The sequence below is a fragment of the Enterococcus sp. LJL51 genome (genome assembly GCF_049894025.1).
Classification (GTDB): Bacteria; Bacillota; Bacilli; order Lactobacillales; family Enterococcaceae; genus Enterococcus_L.
In genome coordinates, this window is the sequence record NZ_JBNEQE010000018.1 from 51,717 (window position 1) to 78,588 (window position 26,872).

The window sequence follows — 26,872 nt, forward strand, 5'->3', positions numbered from 1 at the left end:
CACTAAAAAACTTATTTAGAACAACAAAAAAACGTACCGTCTCGGTGTTAATCACTGCGAGCCACTACGTTAGTGAAGATTCTTTTCACTAACTTTTATCAGAACAGGAACCTGATAAAAACCAATGAAAAAACAACTTGTATGTAATATAACACCAATATCAGAGCTTTGCAATAGTTTTTTGTGAAATTCTTTTTTGTAAGCGTTATCTTATCTCTCCTATTAACATGCGCAGGTCAACCGTTATTTCTTCAAGAGGATTTTCTTGAAGCTGCGCTTTTCTTTCAGTTGTAGCCTGCCATTCCAATGGCGACATTTCCAGTAAGTCTAAGCGACGTTCTTGTGGGACATCAAAAATGGTAGTAATCCGCTGATTCTCAATGAGCTTCATAGATTGCGAGAACTTTTCAACTACCTTCAGATTGGAATAATGTTGTTTTTCCAAATCTTCCGGGAAAAACCCGGCTCTCAATTCCTTTAAATATCCCTCTTCCGGAATTATCTTAATCACACGTCCTTTTGGTGTCAGCACCCGTTGGAACTCTCCGTAGTGAGAAGGAGAAAAAATATTCAAAATACAGTCTACAGACTGATCTGCAAAGGGCAGGTTGGTTAAATCTGCGGCACACCAAAACGCATCTATTGGCTGATTACTGGCTAAATAGACCCCTTCTTTAGAAATATCAAAACCAATTTTAGTTCCTTCCATCCCCAGAAATGCTAACTCAGAAAGAAAACTACCTTCGCCGCAGCCCACGTCCAAAATCACTTTGCCTTCAGCTGTTTGAGGCAAGACTGCTGCCAGCATATTTTTATACATACCGCTTTTAATCATCGCCTGACGGTGACTAAACATTTTCTGATTATATTCGGTTTGAGTATGCGTTTTTAAAAAGTACAGTGTCCCTTTTTTTGAAAGCTCAAACTGATGATTTTTTCTACAAGTCAATGTGTAGTCATTTACATCCGTTGCTTCATGGCACAACGGACAGCGGAACAGCGAACTATTCGCCTCCAGAAATTCTCTAGCCTTATCTCTTTTCTTAAGCATAACCGGCTCCTTCTCTTCAACTAGTTTCATCTGCTCTATCTTACAATGGAAGAGTTCCTTTGGCAACACTTGAAAATATGTTACAATGCCTATGAAGAAATTAAAGGAGTGGTACCTGTGATTAAAGAATTTTGTGCAGAAAATTTTACGGATATTCCCGCAGCTGTGAGAAATGGTGCTGGACGAATTGAATTATGTGATAATCTGGCGGTAGGCGGAACTACACCTAGCACAGGAGTTATTGAAGAAGCTGTTCATTTTGCAGAAGAACATCCTGTTTCCATCATGACCATGATTCGTCCCCGTGGTGGTGATTTTGTCTACAATGATATCGAACTAAAAATTATGCATACAGATTTAATTGAAGCAAAAAAAATCGGAACTGATGGCGTGGTTTTTGGTTGCCTTACTGATGATAACTGGCTGGATGAGGAAGCTCTTGATCTTCTGATAGAAACTTCAGAAGGACTGCAGATTACTTTCCATATGGCTTTTGACCAGCTTTCAAAAGAAAATCAGTTCAAAGCAATTGATTGGCTGGCTGAGCGAAATGTTCAGCGCATTTTAACTCATGGCGGTCCAGCGGGTACCCCAATCACCAAAAATCTTGCTCATCTTAAAGAACTCATTGATTATGCAGACGGCCGTATTATCATTTTGCCGGGCGGCGGAATTACTGCCGCTAATGTTGATGAAATAGTCAGCGCTTTGGCTATTAGCGAAGCACATGGCACAAAAATCGTTTCACTTAACTAAAAAACACAGGATCAGTTCGAGAGCGGACTGATTCTGTGTTTTTTAAATAGTGACATACTATTTTTGCCAGCGAAATTTTAAGTACTTAAATATAAATAGAAAGAACGTTGCCAATCTCTCCGCAGGCAAAGGTGAAATTGACAGCTGAACTTCGTGAATCTCGACAGCACATTCCGTCCATTACTTGGGTAAAACAACACTTAGTTATCCAGCTATGGAGCGAAATACCTCTTATACAAAAAAGAACCTGAAAAAAAACCAGTCATTTCCTGCTTCTTGTTTCAAGTTCTAAGATTTCATTCAGTTTTTCTCCTGCCAACACAATTGGACATAGAAGTTTTTAAATAAAGTATGCCATAAAAATACTGGCAATATTAAAATAAATCAAGACGCTTGTTAAATCACTCAATGTTGTAATGAACGGTCCGCTGGCGACTGCCGGATCAAAGCCCAGCTTATCCATCAGCATTGGAATTAAGCTTCCAGCCAGATTTGCGACTGTAATTGCACAAAGCATCGCCATTCCAATGACAAACCCTAAGGGAAAATTCTGCTTCCAAATACCCACGACAATCATTATTGTCAGACCAGTAATTGCGCCAGTAACAAGACCAGTCAATACTTCACTGATGATCAAGCGGTTAAAATTGCTGTCCTTGTCATCTGCTACTGCTAGCCGGCGTACTGCTACTGCCAGCGATTGTGTTCCCGCATTACCAGCAGTACCAGTAATGAGCGAGATAAAAACAGCTAGGATACTTGCTTCACTAACTAAAGCTTCGTAATGGCTGATTAAAGTCGCTGTAGACATTCCCAGAAACAGCAGGGTAATTAGCCATGGCAGTCTTTTGGAAGCCGCTTTGAGGGGATTTTCACTAACCTCTTCCACGTCAACCCCAGCCAGTCCGGAGTAATCACTGGCTGCTTCATCATCAATAACATCAATAATATCATCTACGGTAACAATCCCCAGCAAATGCTCATCATAATCAATAACCGGCAGTGCCAGAAAGTCGTAATCCCGAATCGTTTGAGCAACATCCTCCTGGTCATCTCCCACGTGAACAGAAATAACACGTTCGCTTAGAATTTCACTGATCAGTGTATCATCATCATTCACGATCAAATCACGAAGAGAGATAACCCCCACCAGATGGTTTTCCTGATCCACAACATACACGTAGTAAATAGTTTCTGCTACATCCGCCTGATTTTTCAACACATACATCGCAGAGCGGACCGTTTGATTAGCAACAATCGATACGTATTCTGTCGTCATGATGGAGCCGGCAGTATCGTCTTCATAGTGCAGCAGCTCTTTAATCTCGCTAGCGTCTTCTGTACTCATCAAGCTAAGGTATTTCGCCATTTCACTTTTATCCAGCATATTCAGCAAGTCTACTGCGTTATCTGTGTACATCTCAGACAGCATTTCCGCTGCGTAACTTGGGCGCATTTCCGAGATGTAGTCTTTCATATCTTCATTATCTTCTTCAATAACGTCAAACATATCCGCCAGCTCTTTAGGCGATAGATAGTTATATATCTGCTCCCGCTGCTGCGCTTCCAGAGATTGGTAAAATTGACCCTGTTCATAAATATGGAGCGTTAAGAAGGCTTCCCGGAATTCATTCATCTGGTCATTTCTCAAGTAATCCAGCAAGCTTTCAAACTGCTCTTCAATTTCCTGTCCTTCATTCACTTTTCCCAACCTCCTTCTTTCTTATTTTCTATCAATCAGCCGCTGCATATCTTCTGCCAATGGGGAGTCAAAAAACAGCTCTTCATTGGTAAATGGATGCTTAAAACTCAAGTGACTGCAGTGCAGCGCCTGCCGCTCTATTCCTTTATCCAAGGCGCCATTGTAAAGCTCATCTCCTAGAAGCGAACATCCGATACTTTCAAAATGAACCCGTATCTGATGCGTTCTACCTGTATGAAGCTGGATTCTCACAAAGGCAATCCCCTGATTTTTATCAGACACTGCAGTCAGCCAGTATTCAGTTTCTGCATAGCGCCCATCTTCAGAAACTGTGCGTTTCAGCAAAGAGGTCCGCTCCCGGCTGATTGGCGCAATAATCTGACCATGGGCAGACAGCTTAGCAATATCGCCTGAAACCAGTGCATGATAGATTTTCGTTACCTTTTTCTGCCGCAGCTGCTGGTCCAGCATCGCATGAGCAAATCCATGTTTGGCAAACAGCATAACTCCAGAAGTATCCCGATCCAGTCTTGTAACTACATGGATTACCTGATCCTTATAGCCCATCCGCTGATAATATCCCTTTACCCGGTTTGCCATTGTACCGTTGGGATGATACTGAGCTGGAATAGTCGCAATTCCTGCCGGCTTATCAACCACTAAAAAATGTTCATCCTCATACAAAATAACGATTGGCTCATCCGACGGAAGCATCGTCTCATGCTCGCCTTCATCTGGAACAACAATCGTTAGCTGTTCTCCCATAGAAAGCTGATAAAGGACGTTCTCCACCTTGCCGTTCACTTTAATTGAACCGCCTTGAAACTTTATCTTTGCCAACAAGCCCTTTGAAACGCCCTGCTCTTTCAAATATGACTTTATCTGCTGGGAAGATTCTTTATTATATACCCATTGAAATTTCATTGCTTACTTAATCCTCACTAATAAATGCATCCTTCACTCTATACCAAAAATGCATATGCTTATACGATGCAAAGTGTATCCGCTCATCCGCAATCCTGTAATGGATGGTGTCCACATTTTCCTGATAAATGTTCAGCTGATCTACTGTAATCAGATAATCACTGCTTTCCTGCAAATCAATAGAAACCCATTCGCTGTTTGCAATCACCATAGGCGAGCCCAGAGTACGGAAAACACGATTATTCAGAGAAGCTATTTCTGCCAGCTGAAAAGCATTTATACTCGGATGAATGACTGCTCCGCCTACGCTTTTATTGTATGCTGTCGAACCTGTCGGGGTTGAAACAGATAGTCCATCCCCTCTAAACCGTTCAAATAATTCATCTTTGATATAAACATCGGCAACCATCGTCCGATTGGAACGCTTGATTGTTGATTCATTCAATGCCAAAAAATGCTTGTCAGGTTTATCATCACAAAAGGTAATCCGCACATCCAACAACGGATAGCTAACACTTTTTTCCTGTTCTCTCAGCAGACTTTCAACAAGCTCTTCCAGCTCATAGTCGCGCCAATCTGTATAAAACCCCAGATGTCCCGTATGAACACCCAAGAATTTCACATCATTCAACATGTGGCTAAAACGATGGAACGCAGAAAGAAGTGTCCCGTCTCCCCCGATTGAAATAATCAATTCAGGATCGCTGTCGGACACTTCAATTTCTTTCCGCTCCAAAAGCAAACGCAGCTGCTTCGCTACACTTCTTGATTTTTCTTCAATATTATGGACGATCGCTACCTTCATGGCTCTCCCCCTGCATTATTTCTGAGTGTCTTTTTTCTTGTAGTACTCATTTGTTGCCTTTTTTCTGCCGTGTGAAAACAGATGCTGTGCCTCTTGAATTTCTTCACGGATACTGGACATTTCCTCATCCAGCTGATACGCAGCTTCGGCGGCCCGCTGCAGCCGGTCATTCAGCTCTTCTGGAAAAACACCTTGATACTTATAATTTAGAGAGTGTTCAATCGTCGCCCAGAAATTCATTGCCAATGTACGAATCTGAATCTCAGCCAGTATCTTCTTTTCTCCGGTAATAAGCTGAACCGGATAAGCAATAACTAGGTGATAAGAACGATAACCGCTCTCTTTTTTATTAGTGATATAGTCTCTTTCCTGGACAATCTCAAAATCTCTGCGATTCCTTATAATATCCACTACTTGATAAATATCTTCAACGAACTGACACATAATTCTCAGTCCCGCAATATCCTGCATTTCTTCACCCAGCCGGTCCAGCGAAATCTTTCTTAAAGCTGCTTTAGTAAGAATACTGTCCACAGGCTTTACCCGGCCTGTTACAAACTCGATGGGGGTATGTCTGTTGCTTTCATTAAACTGTTTGCGGATTCCCCGCAGCTTGACTTTCATCTCTCCAACAGCTTGTTCATATGGCGCAAGAAAAAGTTCCCAATCTTTCTCCATATTTTTCCCTCAATTTCCTTGAATTTGATCCACTGCTTATTTTACCATAGTCCGATGAAAAATTGGATTTTTTATTCTGTTATTCGCCTTTTATAAAAAAAAAGGTCCAGACCATCACTTTTCTTGACGAAACCATGTAACATGTGTGAAAATTAGGTATAAAAGAAGGTGAGTTTCGGTTGAGTGAAAACTTAGAAATTGAATATAAGACCATGCTCTCAGAAAGGGACTTTATTCGAATCACTGACTATTTTCAATTAAAAGAAGAGGATTTTTTCTTACAAGTAAATACTTATTTCGATACATCTGCATTTCATCTAAAGCAAATGAACATCGGCTTAAGAATTCGAACCTTGCCTGATGCTGCTGAGATTACTCTAAAGGTTCCCGCTAAAGACGGATTGCTGGAAATCACTGATCCCATCACACCTGAGCAGGCAGAAGAAATAATCCATTCTCGGATTTTTCCAAAAAATAGTGAAGTTTCTCAAAAACTGCAGGATCTTACAATCAATACTCCATTACATGTGATTGGTCAACTTAAAACCAAGAGAGCACAAAAAAAACTTCCCCAAGGTTTATTAGCTCTTGATGAAAGTTGGTATAACCAAAATCACGATTATGAACTGGAATTAGAAGTTGCAGATGCTTTCATTGGAAAGAAAGCATTTTATAATCTGCTAAATACTTTGAATATCAAAGAAATCAGCGGATTGAATAAGATACAACGGATGTTGTTGTCTTCTCCTTCTTATTCCTCTGATACAGACTAATGAGCAGAATGCTTCAATTTCTTCTGTTTTTTTGGTAAAGTACAGAAATTGGTCGTAGTCGCGATATTGGCAAAGAATCGAATTGGAGGAAGTATGAATGATTGAAATATATTTGTTCGTAAATCCATTAGGGAGTATTTGCTTGGACATTGAGCGGGACATCTTATCGTTCGCTCAAGCAGAAAATAAAAAGATCCAATTACGTTTAATCCCCTTAGTAAATATGAAAACTATTGACGGTTTGCTAAGTTTGTACAATATTCCTTCCCATGACATCAATAGAAGGAATCAGCTTTTTGAAGAGATTTATTCTGCTTCGCTTGATTTTAAAGCAGCTCAGCTGCAAGGAAAAAAGAAAGGCCGTCACATCCTTTTGAATCTACAGGAAATAGTAGGAGAAGCGGGATCCGTTTATTCTCCTGATTTGGCTGAAAAACTGATTGTTGAATCAGGCGGCGACTTGGAAATGTTCCGCTCTGACCGTCAATCGCCATTTGTGAAGGAATCCTTCCAGATTGATCAGCAAATTGCCAGAGAAATGGGTGTTTCTAAACATCCGTCAGCTGTTATCTATAATTATGCCTGTGATAGAGATTTCGGCGTACTCGTTGAGGACTATCTGTCTATTGATCATATTAAACAGCTGTGTGAGACTTCTGAAGAAAATTATATTCATTTTCACGATCCAGTCCAGATTGCAAAGGCTCATGAACAAAGCGTACCGAAGGGACATTTACACTTACTATAGAAAAACAGGAAACAGCCAGTATCTGCCTGCTTCCTGTTTTTTTGTACTTTCTATTATTTTTCAGTAAATCAAGTTCTCCCTCACCAAATAAAAGAACTTAAAACAAAAGCTAAAATTTCCTGCTTTTTGTTTCAAGTCCTATAATTTTATTCAATTTTCTTATCAGCCTGATTTGACAAAGACCTTTTAGTTTTTATCAAATGTCTCTATCAAAGCTTCAAGCTCAGATAAGCGAGCCTCAAAAACTTTCATAGCATCTTCAATATACGCTGGTTTCGTCATATCTACGCCAGCTTTTTTCATTACTTCAATCGGATAATCGCTGCTGCCGGACTTCAGATAGCTTAAATAATTTTCCAGCGCCTGCGGTTCTTCTTTAATAATTTTATCAGCCAGCGCAGAAGCTGCAGAGAAGCCTGTAGCATATTGATATACATAATAATTGTAATAAAAATGTGGAATTCTAGACCATTCCAAAGCAATTTCTTCATCTGGTACTACTTCAGGGCCATAGTACTTCGCATTCAATGCCGCATAGCTTTTATTCAGATGATCACTTGTTAATGGAATACCTTTTGCATCTTCTGTATGCAGGAAGTGCTCGAACTCTGCAAACTGAGTCTGACGGAAAATCGTTCCTTTGAAGCCGTCCAGATAATGATTTAAGACATAAGCCCGAACTTTAGGATCCGTTTCTGTTTCCAGCAAATATTCAGTCAAAATATTTTCATTGGTTGTTGATGCGATTTCTGCAAGAAAAATAGAGTAGTCTCCGTATACATAAGGCTGATTGTTTCTAGTAAAGTAGCTGTGGACGCTGTGCCCCATTTCATGAACCAAGGTGTACAGCTGATCAACACTATCATGCCAGTTTAACAGAATATATGGGTAGGTATCATACGCCCCTGATGAATAGGCACCGCTTCTTTTTCCTTGATTTTCCACAACATCAATCCAGCGCTGATCAAATGCTTGATTAACAATATTCAAGTATTCTTCACCCAGCGGAGCTAAAGCTGCCAGTGTTTTCTCTTTTGCTTCCTGATAAGTAAATTTGATTGGAGCATCACCCAAAATCGGTGTATACATATCATACATATGAAGCTCATCAAGCTGTAAAAGCTTTTTCCGCAGTCCTACATACCGGTGAAGCAAAGACAAATGATGGTCAACTACTTCTACTAACGTCTCATAAACACTTTCAGGGATATGATTGCTGCTTAACGCTGCTGCTCTTGCTGAGCCGTACTTTCTAATTTTTGCTTTAAAATTATGTGCTTTCACATGAGAAGACAAGGTTGAAGCAAATGTATTATTAAACTGTTCATAAACACTGTATAGCCCTTTAAATGCTGCTTCCCGCACATTTCTAGAAGTGTTTTCCATCAACTGACCGTACATGCCGTGGCTCAATTGGATTTTTTCACCTTTATCATCTTCAATAACTGGGAATTTCAAATCAGCATTGTTTAAAACAGAGAATGTATTGCTTGAGGCGCTAAATATTTCTCCCGCTCCAGCCAGCAGCGACTCCTGTTCTTCGCTTAATACATGCGCCCGGCTATCTAAAATATTCTCAACAAAATGCTTGTAGATGTTCAATTTAGGTTCCTCATCAAAATAAGCCCAAATCTCCTCATCTGACAAAGAAAGAACTTCAGGTTCAAACCAAGCAACGGCTTCCCCAACCTGAGAGTATAAAGATGCTGCTCTTGCATATAAAGCCTGATATTCCGAGTTAGTTGTATCTTGATCATTTTTCAAATGAGCGTATACATAGATCAACTCAATTTTCCGATACATCACCAATAAATATTCAATTGCTTCTAAAAACGCTGTACTGCCGTTTTTTAAGGTCCCTTTTTTTTGTTCTGCTTCCTTTATTTCCTTTGACAGCTGATCGTAGGCTTCTTCAAATGCTGTATTATCTTTAAATACCGCAGTCAAATCCCATGTCAGTTCTGTTGCTAGTTCGTCGCGTTTTGGTAATTGTTTTGCTTCACTCATAGCTTCTACTCCCTTCATACATACCATATAAATCCTTTAAAGCTTTCATTACCCATGAAATGATTCTCATCCTAAATATAGATAAAGGGCGAGTTATTATAAGCTCATTTCTTTAACAGAATTTATATATCTATAGTATCATATTTTCAATGGAGTGCTAGTAATAATAGCTTGTGGAAAATCTAAGCTCTTGAATGGATTAGATTGATTTAAAGAAGCAAATTGGTCGTCAGGCAGTTTGATAACGAACGTTTCTCCAGCACGGCGAGCTAAAATCCTGAATACTATCAGACTTTCTACCAGTTGATTGATTAGCCAGCAGGCTATACAGTCTGCAGAAATAGCGGGAAACGTATAAAGCAGCTTTTCCCGAATAATTAGCTGCTGACAAAACTGACTAATCACTTCAAACTGAATGCGTTCCCCCTGTTGTTCTTTCAAAAACTGCCAGAGTGAGCAGAGTAGATAAAAAGAAGAATGTGTATAAACGAAACGCTGACTGACCTCATAATAGAACCAGGGATGAAGCTGCAATAGATGTTGGTGATTTTTATAGCAGCATTCCTGAAAGCTTAGAACTTTCTTATCCTTTATTAGCAGCTTCTTAGCTAAGTAGCGGTAACTGTTTAAAAGCTCTGTTTTTAAATCGTAGCTTCTCGTGTGATGCAGCTTTAATTCATGCTGATTATGAAACAACTGATTCAATGGGATACTACAGAACGGCCAAACCTTCCTCCCATAGTATACCTGTCCCTTCAGATTTTCTTCTAAATGATAATAGAGCATTAAGGTCTTTTGACGCCAGTCTGCTGCCCAAAAGTAGAAACCCAGTGTTTTACTGAATAAAGTAAATGCCTTTATATTCTCGCCCATTTCTTGTTTATGCCAGAAATGTTCACCGCAAATCCATAATGGGATATAGCCGTTAGCTAAATAGGTTCTTGTTCTCTTCATTATTTTTCCCAGACCTAGTGAACTGCATTGAACTTCTATAGCTATATTTCCAATGAGTAAATCTGGACGCTGTTTTAAATCAGGTAGATAAGCTTCTACCTGATAGGAGATTTTATAAGACTCACACCAATCAATAAACATTTCTTTCAAAGCTAAATGCTCCTCTGATTCATTATCCACAGAGCCGGCAAATGAGCAAAGTGAACGGTGGGCAAAATGAGGAATTCTAATATGTCCCGCTTTTAGCTGAACCTCTTGGCCGCAGACGGGGCAAAAAAATTGCTGTTCCCGGTGCATCTCCATTTCCTCATCTGAACAATGAACCAACTGAACTAAATCACCCTGCTTGTTTTTTGCTGTAAGCATGGTCATCACCTCTATTAAAGCTACGCACTTTTTGAACGATTCCATCATTCGTTAGAATCCTAAACAAAAATAATGTTCTACCCAATTCAACTTTTATCGCTAACCATGATTGTCTTCTCTGATAGCGGTCAGTTGCTTCTTCTGCATTTGAACTTTAGAACCTTGATTGTTATTCTTAAGCTTAACGATTACCTGCGACACTGCCAGACTTAGAAACAGAGTGAGTATAAATAAAGGTATTCCTTGAAATTCTCGAATTCCTGTCAAAGAAAACAGCTCCTTAATTACTTCCAAAAACAACGGATGTAGGAAAAACAAATACTGACCAAGTATTCGCAAATTACTAAAATCTCTTGTCTGCCATCTATCAGACTGAATCAGTACAGCTACAAGAAAGAAAGCCGCAGGAATCAGACTAAATAAAAAGTTCTTGTCTGCTCCCTGATTATTAAAAATCAGCCAGCCTTCAACAAGTAAGAGAATACCGCTAAAACCCAATTTTGCACCTACTCTTTTTTGAAGCAGTGGAGACTGTTGATAGTCAGCCAGAAAAAAGCCTAGTAAAACAAAGATAAACGCATAAAACAAACCGTTTCGAGTGGTTGCAAAAACAGACTGATATAAGCGAAACGGCTTTTCAATAAACGTTCCGCTCAAATAGCCGGAATAGGTTTCAACCGCACCTAATGCAAACAAAACAAAGGATAGAAAGAAGGTTTTAAGATAGCCAAGCTTTAGTAATGATTTCTTTACCAGATAAAGAGCGCTGAACAGAGCTGGAAAATACCAAAGCTGATAACATAAGCCAGTATATAATAAGCCTACAGCCAAGGCGGCTGGATAAACGGCCGGCGGAAGCCCCTGTGTATGTAAAAACCAAAGACCATAAGGCACATAGAATAAACTCCAGAATAAATATACTTTGATTTGTTTCTTAAAATATATTTTAAAATAAGCGGCTGAAGAAAGCAGCTTACGGCGGTAAAAATAACCGGTAGAAACCAAAAATAGCGGAACTGCCAATCGCCCTAGAAGAGATTTTAAAATAAAATGAAGACCATCATTTTCTGCCAACCTTCCGCAGTGAACTAAAATTACTAAAAGTGAAGCAGCAAACTGCCCAATATCCAGCAAAGGATATCTTTGCTCGGAGCTCATTTTCTTTTCCATATTATTCCCCTCTTTTATAGCATATATAACTCCCAAAAATGATTTATAGTCAGATTCTTCTACTCTCTGCATCTGTAGCTATGAGTAAAAATATCCCTTTAACAAGAGTTATATATTTACTTTATTTAGGAATAAAGAACTAAGCGAGAAACAAAATAGAACATCGATAACTAATTACTGCAACGAATGAAACCATTGCTATATCAGCATGTTACGCTTTGTTGCATCATTGATTTCACCTAAAGTCCTTTTCATTTTTCGATTTTCCGCTAAAATGGAAAAGAGCCGTGTTAGGGGGTAGGCAATGGATATTGGAAAAATCATAAAAGAAAAACGGACAGAAAAAAATCTTACTCAGGAGGATTTGGCTCAAAAGTTTTTTGTCACAAGACAATTAATATCAAAATGGGAAAATGGAAGAAGCTATCCTGATTTAGAGCAAGTAGTAAAGTTAAGCGAACTTTTTGAACTTTCATTAGATGAGCTGCTGCGTGAAGATCATGAGATGGTGAAGGAATTAAAATTCGATACAAAGAAGAAAAAGTGGTTTAAATTTTTAATTATTTTGCCTATTGTTCTCATTATTGGAATCATTACTTTTTTAGGGCTTATCTGGTGGATTGATATTGTCTTATTAGACTATGATGATATTGAAATAACAAAAATTGAGAAAGAAATACTCCCAGAAAAAGAAGTAGTTATAGAAAGAACAGGTGAAACAGTCACTCTACCTGAAGATGTTGAATACACTATCTATTTTAAAACAAATCGTTTTTTAGTTAACCTGGTTAATATATCTGGTGAGGTTAGACGTTACGATGACAATAACATTATGGTAGATATTATTGGTGAACATCATCTATACAGCTGGAATAAAGAAAGTAAAATCTGGATTCAAAGCGAGAGGGAAAAAAATGTTTTTGACCCAAATCTCAATTTAGGTAAAAGCATCTATTTATATAATTTTAACAAAGCTTCAAGTATTGATATAGATGACCTAGTCAACGGAGAAAATGCCGTTCCCAGTATAGAAGATCTAGCGGATAAATTGATTGATCTAACAGAGTTGGAAAAACTGCCGAATAAGCAAAAAAAAGAAGACTAGCTTCTTTCGATAATCAAAGGTATTCTACTTTAAGTCAAAGTATCTAAAAAACATTGAGATTAATAACCAACACTATTTGATTATAAAAAAAAGACATCGATTAGAATTGAATTCTGTTTCGATGTCTATCATATTTTAGTGAAAGTAGTATCTTGTTAGCTCAATTGCATTTCGTTCCATGATACAATCTCCATATTCGTTAAGAACCTCTGGTGTTACTGTGGAGGCTTGTCCGAATTCAAGGAGTCTTGACCATTCATTTTCGATTTCATTAATAGAAATTTCATCTAAAAAGAACATTACTTGTAAAAAATATTTATCCTTATATTTGTACAGGTTAGCCAGCATAGATTTAACATATACTTCATTTGCCAATTGAATCATTCCATCAAAGCTGCTCAGCTCAAGAACAAAACTGCGAATACTGTCATCAACCAAATCCTTGGTTTCATCAGTGTAGCTTGCTTCCAGCTGCTTTCTAATCATTTCGCTCGCTTCTTCAGAACTTAAGTCGTTGAAGCTGCCAATGTTCGGTACATCCTCTACAGAAGCATTTTTACTGATGAACAACTCTAAGCCGTCGCTTTTAGGCAAGACTTGGAAAGTAACAGCCTCACTGCCCTGGAACTCATCCTCAATATCCACTTCTTCTAAAATGCTGTAAAAGAAGTTCTCTACCTCTTTATGATTCCCCAACAAGTCGAGAAAGGTAATCCCTCTATCAGCCAGGTCTTCATTGCCAATCAATACACGAATCGTATTTTCGTTAATATGTTCCATTTCCATCTGGTTCCACCTCGCTTTTTGCTCAAGTCAGGAAACTACTTCTTATAGATTAATTGTATAGCAATCACTTCAAAAGTAAAGAGAAAAGTTCATTTATTTGAAAATTAGCAATCCATATTATAGTTTTCATAATAAAGAACCTTTTCTATATTTATACTATAGAATAGTACACTCTAGCTTGAGTAATTGCAACCAAAAAAAGAGCCTTCCAGCATTTACCTGAATAAATGTGAAGGAGCTCTTTAAAAACTCGGCAAGAACTGAATACCTTCAAGAAAGTGTATCTTGTTCTGCTATGCTAATTTTATTCATTAATTATGTGAGATTTCTCCGGATTTCATCTTTTGAAAATCCGTGATTGAAAGCTTATAATCCAGCCATCAACTGAGCTTGACGTAGTTCAAGCTGACGAACATCTCTAGGTAAAAAACGTCTAATTTCGTCTTCATTAAAACCAACCTGTAATCTCTTATCATCAATCATGATTGGTCGACGCAGTAAGCCTGGATTTTCTTTAACCAATTCCAATAAATCCTGCAATGGAAGTTCATCTAAATCCATATTCAGTTTTTGGAATACTTTCGAACGAGTTGAGATGATTTCTTCAGTACCATCCTCTGTCATTCTAAGAATTGCTTTCAATTCAGAAATATTCAACGGTTCAGAGAAGATATTTCTTTCTTTGAAAGAAATTTCATGTTCTTGTAACCACGCACGAGCTTTTCGACATGACGTACAACTTGGGGAAGTATACAGTGTCAACATTGCGCATCACTCCTCTTTATGAGTTAGTTATTTTATTTAGAACAGGAATATCATCTGTTTTCCCATCCACTTACAGTATACCGAACTTCTAATAGAAATACTAGGGTATTTTAAATAAAAATCACATTTTTTGTAATTTCATTGTCATTTAACTAACTAATAACAAATAAATAATTTCTTTTAGTAATAACATTATAACTAATTTAGTTTTTTTCTAAATTATCTGAAAACTACAACAGTTTAAAAAACTGTACTACTCCCTAACAAATGAACGTTAAAAAAACAGATTTCTTTTTTTCATTAATAAATTCTGTTCTTTTGCAGTTATTAATTGTATACTATTTTAGAAGTATTATTAAAAATAAGGTGGTAATTATGAAGACAATTTTTTCAGGTATCCAGCCAAGCGGTACGCCGACTATCGGTAACTACATTGGCGCCATGAAACAGTTTATCAGCTTACAGAATAACTATAAAGGCTACTATTGTATTGTAGATGAACACGCCATTACAGTACAGCAGGAACCTCAAAAGCTGAGACAACAAACAAGAAGCCTAGCTGCTCTCTATCTTGCAGTTGGACTTGATCCAGAGAAAGCAACAATTTTTATTCAGTCAGAAGTTTCTGCACATGCTGAAGCAGCTTGGATTATCCAGTGCAACACAACTATCGGTGAGCTGGAGCGTATGACGCAGTTTAAAGATAAGTCCCAGAAGAACGGCCGAACTGGTGTTAGTGCAGGACTATTAACCTATCCTCCATTGATGGTTGGCGATATTGTCCTTTATAATGCAGACTTGGTTCCAGTGGGAGATGATCAGAAACAGCATTTGGAATTGACACGTGATTTTGTGGAACGCTTTAATAAACGCTATGCCCAGCCAAATCAAGAAATTCTGACAATGCCGGAAGTAAAAATTGCTGAACAGGGAAGTCGAATCATGAGCCTGCAGACTCCTACAAGTAAAATGAGTAAATCTGATTCAAATCCAAAAGGATATATTTCTATGCTGGATAAGCCTGACGTTATCCGCAAAAAAATTAAATCTGCTGTTACTGATTCAACAGGAATTATTGAATATGATGTGGAAAATAAACCTGGTGTTTCAAATCTACTGAACATTTTCTCTGCGGTCAGTGACCGTTCAATTCCTGAGCTGGTAGAAGCATACGCCGGCAAAGGCTACGGTGAATTTAAATCCGACTTGGCAGAGGCTGTTGTTGATTTACTCGAACCAATTCAAATCCGCTATGAAGAACTGCTCGCTTCTGATGAGCTGGATGACATTCTTGATCGAGGTGCTGAACAAGCACGCCTTGTTGCAAATAAAACTTTGCAGCGTATGAAAAACGGTATCGGCTTAGGAAGAAAGCCTCGTAGAAAATAATATATACAAAAGGACTATAACATCTTTTTACGGTGTTATAGTCCTTTTATTTATTCTCTGCTGAAGTGGTTTCCGACACCAAACCGCTGGAAACAGCTCCACTAAAGACAAGCTATAGCTTATAAATTATGTTATGCGTCCTATTATCAGCGCGCCTATGAGAACCTCTCTACTTAGTTTCCACAGAAATGTGCTTTATTATGCTTACTGCCTGAATTGAGCATCATGCAGCCGGCGATAATGACCGCCTTTTTCAAGCAGCTGTTCATGAGTGCCCTCTTCCAAAATACCATTTTCACTCACAACAATAATACGAGTTGCATGTTTGATAGTTGCTAGTCTATGAGCAATGATTAATGTCGTACGACCTGAAGCAAGGGAGTTCAGTGATTCCTGAATAACTTGTTCAGTTTCCGTATCAAGGGCCGAGGTTGCTTCATCAAGAATCAAAATAGGCGGATTCTTCAAAAACATTCTGGCAATTGCCACCCGCTGCTTCTGTCCTCCAGATAGTTTGACGCCACGCTCGCCAATAATTGTATCTAAGCCTTCCGGCAATAAATCAATTACTTTCTCCAAATGGGCAAGTTTCACCGCCTGTTGAATCAGTTCTTCATCTGCATCTAAATTACCATAAGCAATATTTTCTCGAATTGTTCCCGGAAAGAGAAAAACATCCTGCTGAACAATTCCTATTTGACCTCTTAGTGAAGCTAATGTCATATCCCGAATATCTTTGTCATCAATGGTAATTCTGCCATCACTTACTTCATAAAAACGCGGCAATAGATTACACAAGGTTGTTTTTCCCGAACCGCTTTGTCCTACAAAGGCGACCGTCTCACCCTTTTTGATATGAAGATTTATATGATTTAATACCTTAGTTGAATCTGCATAGGAAAATGATACATCCTCATAACGAATATCTCCATCTAGATGAGAAACAGCTTCAGCATTAGGGCGATCCTGAATAGTTGGCGTTTTGTCTATTTCTTCAGTAAAACGTTTGAACCCTGCAATTCCTTTTGGATAGCTTTCAATCATGTTATTAACCTTTTCAATTGGGCGGACAAACACATTAGCTAACAAGATGAAGGCAACGAATGCACCTTCTGAAAGCTCGCCATTGATTGTATAATAACCACCGAAAATCAATGTAAACAAGTTAATGAGACGAATCATTAAATAGTTATATGCCGAGCTGATTCCCATCAGCTTGTAGAACATAATCTTAGATTTTCTATACGCCTGATTGAGGCCTTCAAAACGGACCCGTTCAAACGGCTCATTTGCAAATGACTGAGTAACACGAATTCCACTAACAGATGCCTCTACTCCGGCGTTGAAATCGCCAAGATTATCGTAGATTTTCGTATTGATGTTTGTCATCTTTTTATTAAAAATGATTAATGCTACAGCGATAAACGGTAGTAGGGCAAAGGTTGCCAGAGCCAGCTTCACATGATAGCCCAACATCAGCAGAAATGATCCCAGCAGTGTCATTATAGTAATGAAAACATCCTCAGGACCATGATGGGCGACTTCAGAAATTTCAAATAAATCTGTTGTTAGACGACTCATTAGTTTTCCTGTTTTCTGATTGTCATAATACTCAAACGGCTGTGTCTGTAAATGTTGATATAATTCCCGGCGCATATCTGTTTCGATATTCACACCAAGCTTATGACCGAAATAAACCACTATAAACTGCAGGATAGTATTCAATATATAAAAAGCAAACAAACCAAAACACGCCAAAGCAATTAGACGAAAATTCCCCTGAGGCATCAGTTTATCAATCACTTGATTGACGACAACTGGAAAAGCCAGCTCCAACAGCCCCGCTAGTACAGCACAACTAAAATCCAAAATAAATAACCCTTTATATGGTCTATAATAGCTAAAAAATCGTTTTAACATGTTTCCCCTCCTTCTTCGACGCACTTCTCCTATTATACGAAAAGAAAATTCTATATGCAAAAGAAGTTGAATATTTAAAAGATAAAATCAGTAATATTTACTGAATTAAATTACGGAAATTGCCTATTCAACACTGACTAAATCAGCTACAATGAAGCTGTTGAATTTTTTCTGAAAATTATCATAAGGAGCTGTCTTTTTTTGATTAACACAATTGTTTTTGATGTGGATGACACCGTATACGATCAGCAGCAGCCATTTAGAGCTGCTATAAAAAAAATCTTCCCGGCTTTTCCATGTGAGAAGATGCACGAGCTGTACATTCGCTTTCGCCATCATAGCGATGTCACTTTTGAAAAGAGTATCACCGGAGAATGGACCTTGGCCTATATGCGTTTTTTCCGATTGGATGAATCGATGAAGGACCTAGGTTATCCCTCAACAACTGAAGCTGTAAGCAGCCGTTTCCAAGAAGCTTATGAAGATGAGTTGGACAATATCTGCATGCATCCTGAAGTGAAGAAAGTGTTTGATTACCTAAGTGAAAAACAAATTCCTCTTGGTATCATTACTAATGGACCTACAGATCATCAGTATAAAAAAGTAAAGCAGCTTCAATTAGAAAACTGGGTGCCTTCTGATAATATTATTATTTCTCAAAGCACTGGCTATCAGAAGCCTGACAAAGAAATTTTCCAACTGGCAGCCAAACAATTTCGCATGGAGCCTGAGACAACACTTTACATCGGCGATAGCTTTGAAAATGATGTGGTTGGTGCACATAACGGCGGCTGGCAGTCTTTATGGTTCAATCATCGGCTGAGAACTGTGCCCAAAAATACCGGTATTTCATTTTTAAAAGAGGTACGCACCTTTGAAGATTTATTTGATACAGTTCAATCATTCGTCTAAAAACATCCTGCTATGCAGCTCTGAATATAGCAGATTTTTAAAGAAGGGCAGGCAAGACTGCTGCAACCTTCAAAAAACAAACCGGAATATACTGTTGGCTAGCCTCAGTATATTCCGGTTTGTTTTTAGACTAAGGGACATAGTCCACTTGGCCAGTGACTTTTTTTCATCCAGCTTTTTTCTGAAAGCTTTATCAAACATGCTGAAGCTATTCGTCTCCCATACTCAGAATTGCCCGAATATCTTCTTCAGTCAATTTGCTAAGCTGCTGCTCGTTTCCTTGGATAACCTTCTGAAACAGCTCTCGTTTCTCCTGTTGAAGCTGATCCATTTTCTCTTCAATCGTTCCCTCGGCAATCATTCGATAGACTTCAACGACTTTTTTCTGCCCCATCCGATGGGCTCTTCCTGCTGCCTGTTCTTCAACTGCCGGGTTCCACCAAAGATCATATAAGATAACCGTATCGCCGCCGACAAGATTCAGTCCTGTTCCGCCAGCTTTTAATGAAATTAGAAAAACATCTCTTTCACCTGCATTAAAGGCATTCACCATATCTAACCGGTCCTTTGGATTGGTGCTTCCTCTCAAATAGAAGGTTTCCAATCCCATCTCATGCAGCTCCCGTTCCAAAATAGTCAGCATACTAGTAAACTGTGAAAACAGCAGAACTTTCCGATTATTTTCTTTTGCTGTCTCCAAGAAGACTTTCACTTGTTCCAGTTTTCCAGAACTTCCTTGATAATCATCTAGAAACAGACGCGGATCACAGCAAATTTGCCGCAGTCTGGTCAAACCGGCTAAAATACTGATTCGATTCTTTTTAAACGCATCCTGATCCATTTGACTGACATCATCCTGCATCTTTCTAAGGTAAGCAATGTAAACAGCTTTTTGTTCCTCTGTCAGTGTGCTATATAAATTGTTCTCGATTTTCTCTGGAAGATCCGCCAGAACGTTTTTCTTATCTCTTCTTAGAATAAAGGGACGTACAATTCTGGCAACTTCCTCCGGCTTCATTTCACGAAAAGACAGTTTTTTCGGCAATAATCCCGGAAGAATAATCTGAAAGACGGACCAAAGCTCGTCCAGAGAATTTTCGATTGGGGTCCCGCTCAACGCAAAACGCTGTGGAATCATCAGCTTTCTCAACGCTTGTGCAGTCTTTGTCCCACTGTTTTTAACCATTTGAGCTTCGTCAAGAATCAAATAATCAAAAGCGGCATTTTCATACAGCTCGACATCCTGTCGAAAGCTGTTATAAGACGTTATAAGAATATCCTGCTGGTCTGCAGTAGCTAAAATTGCTTGACGTCCTTCTTTTTGTCCAGTAACTACCACTTCCTTCAGGCTGGGGGCAAACTTCTTAAGCTCTGCAGACCAGTTATAAATTAAACTGGCAGGTGCCACAATCAATGCCGGATGCTTCAAACGCTGTTCTTCCTTCTCAGATAAAAGATAGGTAATCATCTGAACTGTCTTGCCAAGACCCATTTCGTCAGCTAAAATACCACCAAACCCATAATGACTCAGCATCTTCAGCCACTTGAATCCTTCAACCTGATAGGCTCTCAGCTTCGCCTGCAGTTTTTCAGGAAGGGATACATCAAAGGCTTCCGGATGAATCAAATCAGCCACCAGCTGTTGGAACGACTCTGAAAAAACAGCCCGGCTGTTCCCTTCCAACATACGTTCCAAAATCATTCCTTGGCTTTTCGGCATTCGAACCGTTCCCTGCACATTTTTCATCGTCTCGCGAAGCCTTGCAAGAACTTCACTCGTTTGATGGAATTCTTCAGAATCAAAGGACAAAATTTCCCCAGATTCCAGTGTATAAAATGAATCATTTCTCAATAGACTGGCTAAAGCCGCATCAATTTCGTTCTCATCCACTCCAGCAATATCAAAACGTACATCCAGCCATGAATCCGACTCAGCTACTTCAATAAGAGGCTGATGACTTTGAGCGTCTAGGTACATCTCTCGAAGCTTTTTCCCCATCAGCACTTCACCAAGACGACGAAACGCCGGAATTTCTACTTTGAAAAAGTAATATAAACGTTCTCCAGCAGGCAATTTTTTCTCAAATCCTGCAGCAGCTTTTTTATAGGAAAACTTTTCAAAAAGCTCAACAGCAGTCTGTTCTCCGCGGATGTCTCGAATGACCTCTTTCCCCTCCAGCTCGTTTTGATCAGCGTTTTCCTCTGTAAAAATTGTCTCACCATAATGAAACTCAACCTGCGCATTGACTTTATCTTTTAGCTTTCTAAAAACAAACTTCAATTTCAGCGGTTCAATCAGCAGCTCCTTGTCAACAGCAGCTTCAATAGCAAGATGTCCGATTTTTTTTAAAAGAGGGGTTACAGAGCTAAATAAATCAGAAAGCTGTTGGCGTTCATAGATGATTTCCGCCTTTTCCATCCGTTTTAGCAGCTGAAGCAGCATACTATAGATTTCTTCCTGCTCTCTTGTAAACAAATAGATGGTTTCTCCTAAAATTCCCCAATGGTAATGACTCAGAAATGGGTTAAAAAGCTGTTTGATTTTCAAAATAAAACGGCCGCTGTCAGCCTTTTCAACTGTGAACCGCAACGGGAATTTTTCTTTGGAAAAGCTGACTTTACGCAATTTTTGAATTCCGGTATTCAGCTGAAGCGAGCCAGACTGACTCATTTGACTAACTAATTCCTGAGCTTGCTCTACAGGCAGAATCAAATAGCGCTTATCGATTTTCCCCTTAACCTGAACACCCTTAGCTCCCATAAGCTGACTCGTTTGATAAATATCTGCCAACCGACTTAAAATCAGGAGATCTTCCGAAGAAAAGGCTTCATGAATCAGCGAAAAGCTATGCTGTTTGTTGATACCAAAGCTTTCCTCTTTTTGAAATTTTTGAAAAAAATCGCCAATATTCTTTACCACATAGGTTCGTCTTTTCCCGTCATTTATACCAATACGTAAGGCAAGGCCTAAAAGTGCCAGCTCGGGATAATAATTATTTGTTTCAATGCCTTCAATGAGATAATCAATGACTAGCGATTTTCCTGTTTTCTCTTCCAGCAACGGCTGCAGCTTAGCAAATCCTTTTGTAAACATTTCTGCATTTGATGCTTTTTTCTCCACACCTATAAGCGGCTGCTGATTTTTCATCATTCTAGGAACACCCTTTGCTCTCAAGTAAAGCTCAACAGCTACTGTATGCTTACAGTAGCCTTGCTCCATCCAATAAGGGCATTCACAACGGTCCTGTTCTTTTGGTCCGCCATCCAGCTCGACTAAATAAAGCTCACTGCCGAGCACTTCACCGTACCATATCTGCTTTTCCCAATCTGGAACAACCGAGAGTACTCTGCCTTCATTTAAATATTCCCGTCCCCGACTGATGATTCGATCCGGTATGCTCCACTTCATGTTCTCACCCCATCATGTCTAATCTACATCTCTCTATTTTACCACAGAAAGAAGGATATAGAACAGCATATGAGCAGGTTGTCTGCCTCGTTCTAATCACCGGCTATCTTATCTTCATCTCATGAATCAAAATCCTCAGCTTCACCTCGTAATTATTTATTAATCAGCAAACATTTTTTCTATTTCAAGTCAAAAAAGAAAACACAGCAAAACGGCATTATCCGTTTTGCTGTGCCTTCCAAATCCGAGCATATATCAAATACTCTCAGAAGCCGTTCTTTTGAAAATAAGCTGACATTCACAAACTCCTAAAGATTAGCGACTAATCGCTCAAAGATCACTGGAATATTCTTTTTTTTACTAACTCAATCATTCTTTTCAACTGCCTCTACAGTTAAAACAGCAGCTAACTCCGAACTGAAAATTTGATGCACTAATCTAATGCATCAAATTTTGCTTTCATTGTTGGATTCTTTCGTACTAGTTTTTTAACCGTCAAATCCTCAGCCTTATTATTAGCAAGCCGCAGATTATTCTCTGATGACAGCAGCGCCTCTTTGGTCTTCTGTAGGTGGTTTATTGTTTTATCAATTTCATCAACCGCTGTCTGGAATTTCCGGCTGGCTAACTCATAATTTCTTGCAAAGGCTGATTTGAAGGTATCTAAATCCTCTTCAAAATTTGTGATATCAATATTTTGTTCCCGCATCAAAGCTACTTCCTGCTTGTATTTCAGGGAGTTCATTGCTGCATTGCGCAGTAAGGTAATAATCGGAATAAAAAACTGAGGACGAATAACGTACATTTTTTCATACGCATATGAAACATCGACAATGCCATTATTGTACAGCTCATTGTCTGCTTCCAGCATTGTAACCAAAATAGCATATTCACATTTCTTTTCCTGACGGTCCTTATTAAGCTCCTTAAAGAAGTGTTCATTTTTCTTCTTCGTTGCTGTTTCATCGCCTTCGTTTTTCATTTCAAACATGATTGAAATAATCTCAGTTCCCTGTTCGTCAAACTCCCGATAAATGTAGTCGCCTTTGCTACCTGTTTTGGCATCGTTATCTTTACCGAATTCAGCATTCGGAAAAGCGGTCATTCTCAACCGGTTAAATTCAATTTCACAATGTTGCTCCAAGCTTTCCCCAACCATTTTTGTAGACTGTTTGGCTTTAAAATCTTTATAAAAAGCGATAGTTTCTTCCTTCTGCTTTAATTCCATTTCATATTTTTCTTTGATAGAATTCTTCTCCAGCTCATTCTCTTTTTCCTGAAGAATAACTTTCGAGCTGAGCTCCATTAGCTCTTTATCTTTTGCTGAAACCACTTGTGTGATTTCCAGCTTCTTTTCATTTTCAGCAGCCTGAGCCTTTGCTTCCAGCTCTGCTATTTTTTTATCCTGTTCAGCAATTTTTTCTTTCATGCTGCTTTCTATTGAAGCAATAGCTATTTGCCGCTCCTGACCGCCTGCACTAATCTTAGCCTGCAGTTCGGCAATCTCTTTTTCTTTTTCAGACAACAGCCGATCAAAGGAGCTCTTAGCTTTTTCCTCCGCAAGTGCCACTTCACTCTTCTGCTGGAGCTTGGCTTGTTCCAGCTTCTCATGAACTTCTTCATTAAATTCTTTTGTCCGTACCTGATTCAAAATATCCGCGTAACTCGCTTCATCAATTGTAAAGGTCGTACTGCAATGTGGGCATATTATTTTGTGCATAGCTGCTTTTCTCCCTCATAAAAATTATAACTGAGCATCATTCTCTTCTATAGCTTCTTATTCTAACATGAAAATTCTACATATCAAAATACGCTTTTCTTCCCAGTTTTCAGGATGAATTTCCCAGCTTTCTGCATGTTGTCCGCTCAATAAAAAAATGAATGGGACATAACTCATTGAGTCACATCCCACCATCTGCAATTTGGATAATTGGCAGTCATCCTTACTTAAAATTCGTCTGAAAACTGCCCGAGAGCCCGCTGCTCTTCCAGCATGAACCACCCGCTAACACAAACGTTCTTACTACTGTGCTTCATATTTGAAGCTTGGATCCACTTCCTGATCTAAGGCAGCAAAGGCTTCATTCATTCGCCGCTCAACTTCGGCAATCCCATCTTTATCCATTTTCTTAATGTCACTGATATCAATCGGGTCGCCGAAAGCAACAGTAACTCTCTTACGTTTTAACAAATCTTTAAATTTCAGCGGTCCTTGATAAACAGAAGGTACGATAGGAACCTTTGCCAGTTTAGCAATCAATGCCACTCCGCCTTTAAGCTCCGAAGAATGTCTCGTTCCACTCGGAAACATAATCAGACTTAGCTCCGTATCCTTTAACGTTTTAATCGGTGTTTTAATAGCACTTGGACCTGGTTTCTCTCTATCCACCGGAAATGCATTTGCATGCTTCAAAATAAAACTTAAAATTGGGTTTTTAAACAATTCTTTTTTTGCCATAAAGCTAAATTTTTTCGGTGATCCTGCTACTGCTAAATGAAGCGGCTCCCACCAAGTTCTATGAGGCGCTACTAAAATGTAGTTTTGATTTTCTGGTAATCTGTCTTTTCCAACAAGATGTGTTCGTCCGTTAAGTATGAACAGAACAACGCGGACAACTCCCCGCATAAATGTAAAAAACATCGCTCATTCTCCTTCTTCCTGTGTTCGGTGACACGATGACCTCGGCTGATAAACTGTCTTATCCAGCTTTCAGTCTCCCCTCATAATACCATAGATATAATTTCCTGAAAATAATCTTTATCTGTTTTCAAAAAAACGTTTTTCAGCTTGCGAAACAAAGAAACACCTTGTATGATAGATATGCTTTGACTAGAAAAAGAAAAAGGAGGAATAGTATATGCTTCTGGAAGGCGAACGTATCGATCAATTATATGCTGATGATATCCAAATCATTCAGAGCAAAGAGGTTTTTTCCTTCTCAATGGATGCTGTACTGCTGGCAAATTTCCCTTCCCTACCAAAGAAAGGACTTATCGTTGACTTGTGTGCAGGAAACGGTGCTGTCGGGCTTTTCGCCAGCCGAAAAACCGCCGCTCAAATAAAACAAATTGAGCTGCAGCCCCGATTGGCAGACATGGGCGAGCGGAGTATTCAATTAAATAAACTAGAAAATCAAATGGAAATGGTTCAATTGGATTTAAAAGAGGCTCCTTCCATTATTAAACCAGATTCTGTTGACCTTATCCTCTGCAATCCTCCATATTTTAAAGAGCAGCCGGACAGAAAAACAAATCCAAACCCTTATTTAGCAGCTGCCCGTCATGAAATCCATACCTCTCTTGAAGAAGTAATTGCGGTTTCTGCAAAGCTCCTGAAAACAAATGGACGGCTGGCTATGGTTCATAGACCTGACCGTTTTCTTGATATCCTTGATTTCATGCAGTCCTTCAATATTGCTCCAAAAAGAATACAGTTTGTCTATCCAAAACCAGAAAAAGAAGCTAATATCCTTTTGGTTGAAGGAATTCTACGGGGGAAAAAAGATGGATTTCGAGTCCTTCCTCCATTTTATATCCAGGATAAAGCCGGAGACTATCACCCAGAAATGGCGGCCTTGCTCTATGGCAGATAAGCATTATTTTTATGTTCTTCATTGCCGTGACGGCAGCTTCTACGGCGGCTATACAACTGAACCTAAACGTAGAGTTGCTGAACACAATTCAGGAACTGGAGCAAAATATACTCGTGTTCCTTCAAGACGACCTGTCAAAATGATTCACTTGGAAGCATTTTCTTCCCGAACAGAAGCAACTAAGGCAGAATATCGCTTCAAAAAGCTAACACGCAAACAAAAAGAACGGTATTTGTCAGCGGCAGCTTTAGCCTTTACTATCCGCCCATTCGAAGAGAGTGATGCTGCTGCCGTTTCAGTACTAATGAAAAAAAACTTTTTAGAGATTAACAGTCAAGATTATCCTGAAAATCAAATGCTTGATTTGGCGAAGCACTATACTCCGCTAAAACTTCTGGAACAGACAAAAACTACAAATACCTATGTTGCTGAAGTAGGGGATACGATTATTGGAGCTGCCGGTATCAGCCCCTACTACAATTCGTTAACTGAAAGTATACTGCTAAGCTTTTTCGTTTCACCAGATTATCACGGAAAGGGAATCGGCACGGCATTATTCCAAACCATCGAAAACGACCCATTCTATAGTAGAGCAACTAGAATAGAGGTCGCAGCCTCTCGAACTGCTAGAGGCTTTTATGAGCGCCTTGGCTTTCAGCTAAAAAATCCAGCTCATCCTGAAAATGAGCTTGGCTACATCCAAATGGAGAAGCAAAAGAGAGGATGGGACAATAGTCAGAAGAAAATCTGATTATTGTCCTACTTTTTTAATTTTAGGGTACACAAAAAGCACACAGCCTTGTATGATTAAAGTGACCAAACCCAATCAAAAGGAGCGTGCTTTTATGTTTAAAGATTATACCATTAATCAAACGATTTTACCATTAGAGTTGGAACAGTTTATTCCTGAAACGGATGTCGCTTTTGCGGTTAATGCCTTAGTCGAAGCCATGCCGCAAACACTCTTTAATAAATTAGAAGAACAATTAGGCCGACCGGCCTACCACCCGAAGATGCTATTAAAAATTATTCTGTATGCGTATACTCAGCGTGTCTTTT

22 protein-coding genes and 2 pseudogenes are annotated in these 26,872 nt (G+C 39.0%); 10 read left to right on the forward strand and 14 right to left on the reverse strand.

The window, feature by feature from the left end:
- Positions 1-205: 205 nt before the first annotated feature.
- The gene (locus ACPWSO_RS14890; protein ID WP_426084372.1) at positions 206-1,051 is read right to left on the reverse strand and encodes a methyltransferase domain-containing protein; all 846 of its coding nucleotides are present in this window, start codon (positions 1,049-1,051) and stop codon (positions 206-208) included.
- Positions 1,052-1,168: 117 nt separating this feature from the next.
- Here ACPWSO_RS14890 and ACPWSO_RS14895 point away from each other — a divergent pair, with 117 nt between their 5' ends.
- Entirely contained in the window at positions 1,169-1,807 is a 639-nt protein-coding gene (locus ACPWSO_RS14895; protein ID WP_426084373.1) for a copper homeostasis protein CutC, read from the forward strand.
- 340 nt (positions 1,808-2,147) lie between these two features.
- Here the strand turns inward: ACPWSO_RS14895 and mgtE are convergent, their stop codons facing one another.
- From mgtE to ACPWSO_RS14915, 4 genes are read right to left on the reverse strand one after another with little or no spacing between them, the layout of a single operon-like run.
- Positions 2,148-3,509 carry a magnesium transporter gene (gene mgtE / locus ACPWSO_RS14900; RefSeq protein WP_426084374.1) on the reverse strand — a complete coding sequence of 454 codons (1,362 nt, stop codon included), beginning with the start codon at positions 3,507-3,509 and terminating at the stop codon, positions 2,148-2,150.
- Between the two features lie 21 nt (positions 3,510-3,530).
- Positions 3,531-4,433 (reverse strand): RluA family pseudouridine synthase, encoded by a 903-nt coding sequence (locus tag ACPWSO_RS14905; RefSeq protein ID WP_426084375.1) that lies wholly within the window; start codon positions 4,431-4,433, stop codon positions 3,531-3,533.
- Between the two features lie 7 nt (positions 4,434-4,440).
- Entirely contained in the window at positions 4,441-5,238 is a 798-nt protein-coding gene (locus tag ACPWSO_RS14910) for an NAD kinase (RefSeq protein WP_426084376.1), read from the reverse strand.
- A gap of 15 nt (positions 5,239-5,253) precedes the next feature.
- Entirely contained in the window at positions 5,254-5,916 is a 663-nt protein-coding gene (locus ACPWSO_RS14915) for a GTP pyrophosphokinase (protein WP_426084377.1), read from the reverse strand.
- Between the two features lie 179 nt (positions 5,917-6,095).
- On the opposite strand from ACPWSO_RS14915, the gene ACPWSO_RS14920 reads away from it, so the two are divergent.
- Together ACPWSO_RS14920 and ACPWSO_RS14925 are read left to right on the forward strand one after the other, a co-directional pair.
- Complete coding sequence (locus ACPWSO_RS14920) at positions 6,096-6,689, forward strand: CYTH domain-containing protein (protein WP_426084378.1); 594 nt, start codon at positions 6,096-6,098, stop codon at positions 6,687-6,689.
- 97 nt (positions 6,690-6,786) lie between these two features.
- Positions 6,787-7,437: a DsbA family protein gene (locus ACPWSO_RS14925; RefSeq protein WP_426084379.1), complete on the forward strand. Its 651-nt coding sequence runs from the start codon at positions 6,787-6,789 to the stop codon at positions 7,435-7,437.
- A 186-nt stretch (positions 7,438-7,623) separates the two neighbouring features.
- On the opposite strand, the gene pepF is transcribed toward ACPWSO_RS14925, so the two are convergent.
- The 3 genes from pepF to ACPWSO_RS14940 all read right to left on the reverse strand — a co-directional run bounded on the left by pepF (position 7,624) and on the right by ACPWSO_RS14940 (position 11,934).
- Positions 7,624-9,444, reverse strand: a complete 1,821-nt coding sequence (gene pepF / locus ACPWSO_RS14930) for an oligoendopeptidase F (protein ID WP_426084380.1) — start codon at positions 9,442-9,444, stop codon at positions 7,624-7,626.
- A gap of 138 nt (positions 9,445-9,582) precedes the next feature.
- Positions 9,583-10,764 carry a competence protein CoiA gene (locus ACPWSO_RS14935; protein WP_426084381.1) on the reverse strand — a complete coding sequence of 394 codons (1,182 nt, stop codon included), beginning with the start codon at positions 10,762-10,764 and terminating at the stop codon, positions 9,583-9,585.
- A gap of 99 nt (positions 10,765-10,863) precedes the next feature.
- A complete protein-coding gene (locus ACPWSO_RS14940; protein WP_426084382.1) occupies positions 10,864-11,934 on the reverse strand; it encodes an acyltransferase family protein in 1,071 nt (356 codons plus the stop codon).
- A gap of 304 nt (positions 11,935-12,238) precedes the next feature.
- On the opposite strand from ACPWSO_RS14940, the gene ACPWSO_RS14945 reads away from it, so the two are divergent.
- A complete protein-coding gene (locus ACPWSO_RS14945) occupies positions 12,239-13,039 on the forward strand; it encodes a helix-turn-helix domain-containing protein (RefSeq protein ID WP_426084383.1) in 801 nt (266 codons plus the stop codon).
- A gap of 135 nt (positions 13,040-13,174) precedes the next feature.
- Here ACPWSO_RS14945 and ACPWSO_RS14950 read toward each other — a convergent pair whose 3' ends face one another.
- Positions 13,175-13,825 (reverse strand): adaptor protein MecA, encoded by a 651-nt coding sequence (locus ACPWSO_RS14950; RefSeq protein ID WP_426084384.1) that lies wholly within the window; start codon positions 13,823-13,825, stop codon positions 13,175-13,177.
- A 366-nt stretch (positions 13,826-14,191) separates the two neighbouring features.
- Positions 14,192-14,590 carry a transcriptional regulator SpxA gene (spxA, locus tag ACPWSO_RS14955; RefSeq protein ID WP_426084385.1) on the reverse strand — a complete coding sequence of 133 codons (399 nt, stop codon included), beginning with the start codon at positions 14,588-14,590 and terminating at the stop codon, positions 14,192-14,194.
- A gap of 375 nt (positions 14,591-14,965) precedes the next feature.
- Here spxA and trpS point away from each other — a divergent pair, with 375 nt between their 5' ends.
- Complete coding sequence (gene trpS, locus ACPWSO_RS14960; protein ID WP_426084386.1) at positions 14,966-15,979, forward strand: tryptophan--tRNA ligase; 1,014 nt, start codon at positions 14,966-14,968, stop codon at positions 15,977-15,979.
- A gap of 204 nt (positions 15,980-16,183) precedes the next feature.
- Here trpS and ACPWSO_RS14965 read toward each other — a convergent pair whose 3' ends face one another.
- Positions 16,184-17,899 carry an ABC transporter ATP-binding protein gene (locus ACPWSO_RS14965; RefSeq protein ID WP_426084387.1) on the reverse strand — a complete coding sequence of 572 codons (1,716 nt, stop codon included), beginning with the start codon at positions 17,897-17,899 and terminating at the stop codon, positions 16,184-16,186.
- A gap of 204 nt (positions 17,900-18,103) precedes the next feature.
- On the opposite strand from ACPWSO_RS14965, the gene ACPWSO_RS14970 reads away from it, so the two are divergent.
- A complete protein-coding gene (locus tag ACPWSO_RS14970; protein ID WP_426084393.1) occupies positions 18,104-18,811 on the forward strand; it encodes an HAD family hydrolase in 708 nt (235 codons plus the stop codon).
- Positions 18,812-19,019: 208 nt separating this feature from the next.
- Here ACPWSO_RS14970 and ACPWSO_RS14975 read toward each other — a convergent pair whose 3' ends face one another.
- From ACPWSO_RS14975 to ACPWSO_RS14985, 3 genes are all read right to left on the reverse strand, one after another.
- The gene (locus ACPWSO_RS14975; protein WP_426084388.1) at positions 19,020-22,220 is read right to left on the reverse strand and encodes an SNF2 helicase associated domain-containing protein; all 3,201 of its coding nucleotides are present in this window, start codon (positions 22,218-22,220) and stop codon (positions 19,020-19,022) included.
- A gap of 433 nt (positions 22,221-22,653) precedes the next feature.
- Positions 22,654-23,940 carry a DUF2130 domain-containing protein gene (locus ACPWSO_RS14980; protein WP_426084389.1) on the reverse strand — a complete coding sequence of 429 codons (1,287 nt, stop codon included), beginning with the start codon at positions 23,938-23,940 and terminating at the stop codon, positions 22,654-22,656.
- A gap of 303 nt (positions 23,941-24,243) precedes the next feature.
- Positions 24,244-24,861, reverse strand: a complete 618-nt coding sequence (locus ACPWSO_RS14985; protein ID WP_426084390.1) for a lysophospholipid acyltransferase family protein — start codon at positions 24,859-24,861, stop codon at positions 24,244-24,246.
- Positions 24,862-25,078: 217 nt separating this feature from the next.
- Here ACPWSO_RS14985 and ACPWSO_RS14990 point away from each other — a divergent pair, with 217 nt between their 5' ends.
- From ACPWSO_RS14990 to ACPWSO_RS15005, 4 genes and pseudogenes are all read left to right on the forward strand, one after another.
- Positions 25,079-25,813, forward strand: coding sequence for a tRNA1(Val) (adenine(37)-N6)-methyltransferase (locus ACPWSO_RS14990; RefSeq protein WP_426084391.1), 735 nt, complete (start codon positions 25,079-25,081; stop codon positions 25,811-25,813).
- Positions 25,803-26,048, forward strand: a pseudogene (locus ACPWSO_RS14995) (GIY-YIG nuclease family protein); the annotation flags it as partial. The gene ACPWSO_RS14990 and the pseudogene ACPWSO_RS14995, both read left to right, overlap by 11 nt.
- Positions 26,046-26,564, forward strand: coding sequence for a GNAT family N-acetyltransferase (locus ACPWSO_RS15000; protein WP_426084394.1), 519 nt, complete (start codon positions 26,046-26,048; stop codon positions 26,562-26,564). The pseudogene ACPWSO_RS14995 and the gene ACPWSO_RS15000, both read left to right, overlap by 3 nt.
- A 94-nt stretch (positions 26,565-26,658) precedes the next feature.
- Positions 26,659-26,872 (forward strand): annotated as a pseudogene (locus ACPWSO_RS15005) (IS5/IS1182 family transposase); the annotation flags it as partial.

Bases quoted from the DNA above. Each gene is read 5' to 3' on its own strand.
- spxA (WP_426084385.1), bottom strand. From the start codon at position 14,590: ATGTTGACACTGTATACTTCCCCAAGTTGTACGTCATGTCGAAAAGCT.
- ACPWSO_RS14910 (WP_426084376.1), bottom strand. From the start codon at position 5,238: ATGAAGGTAGCGATCGTCCATAATATTGAAGAAAAATCAAGAAGTGTA.
- ACPWSO_RS14940 (WP_426084382.1), bottom strand. From the start codon at position 11,934: ATGGAAAAGAAAATGAGCTCCGAGCAAAGATATCCTTTGCTGGATATT.
- ACPWSO_RS14990 (WP_426084391.1), top strand. From the start codon at position 25,079: ATGCTTCTGGAAGGCGAACGTATCGATCAATTATATGCTGATGATATC.
- ACPWSO_RS14965 (WP_426084387.1), bottom strand. From the start codon at position 17,899: ATGTTAAAACGATTTTTTAGCTATTATAGACCATATAAAGGGTTATTT.
- ACPWSO_RS14950 (WP_426084384.1), bottom strand. From the start codon at position 13,825: ATGGAAATGGAACATATTAACGAAAATACGATTCGTGTATTGATTGGC.
- ACPWSO_RS14980 (WP_426084389.1), bottom strand. From the start codon at position 23,940: ATGCACAAAATAATATGCCCACATTGCAGTACGACCTTTACAATTGAT.
- ACPWSO_RS14925 (WP_426084379.1), top strand. From the start codon at position 6,787: ATGATTGAAATATATTTGTTCGTAAATCCATTAGGGAGTATTTGCTTG.
- ACPWSO_RS14935 (WP_426084381.1), bottom strand. From the start codon at position 10,764: ATGCTTACAGCAAAAAACAAGCAGGGTGATTTAGTTCAGTTGGTTCAT.
- pepF (WP_426084380.1), bottom strand. From the start codon at position 9,444: ATGAGTGAAGCAAAACAATTACCAAAACGCGACGAACTAGCAACAGAA.
- ACPWSO_RS14985 (WP_426084390.1), bottom strand. From the start codon at position 24,861: ATGTTTTTTACATTTATGCGGGGAGTTGTCCGCGTTGTTCTGTTCATA.
- ACPWSO_RS14945 (WP_426084383.1), top strand. From the start codon at position 12,239: ATGGATATTGGAAAAATCATAAAAGAAAAACGGACAGAAAAAAATCTT.
- ACPWSO_RS14905 (WP_426084375.1), bottom strand. From the start codon at position 4,433: ATGAAATTTCAATGGGTATATAATAAAGAATCTTCCCAGCAGATAAAG.
- ACPWSO_RS14975 (WP_426084388.1), bottom strand. From the start codon at position 22,220: ATGAAGTGGAGCATACCGGATCGAATCATCAGTCGGGGACGGGAATAT.
- ACPWSO_RS14890 (WP_426084372.1), bottom strand. From the start codon at position 1,051: ATGCTTAAGAAAAGAGATAAGGCTAGAGAATTTCTGGAGGCGAATAGT.
- ACPWSO_RS14915 (WP_426084377.1), bottom strand. From the start codon at position 5,916: ATGGAGAAAGATTGGGAACTTTTTCTTGCGCCATATGAACAAGCTGTT.
- trpS (WP_426084386.1), top strand. From the start codon at position 14,966: ATGAAGACAATTTTTTCAGGTATCCAGCCAAGCGGTACGCCGACTATC.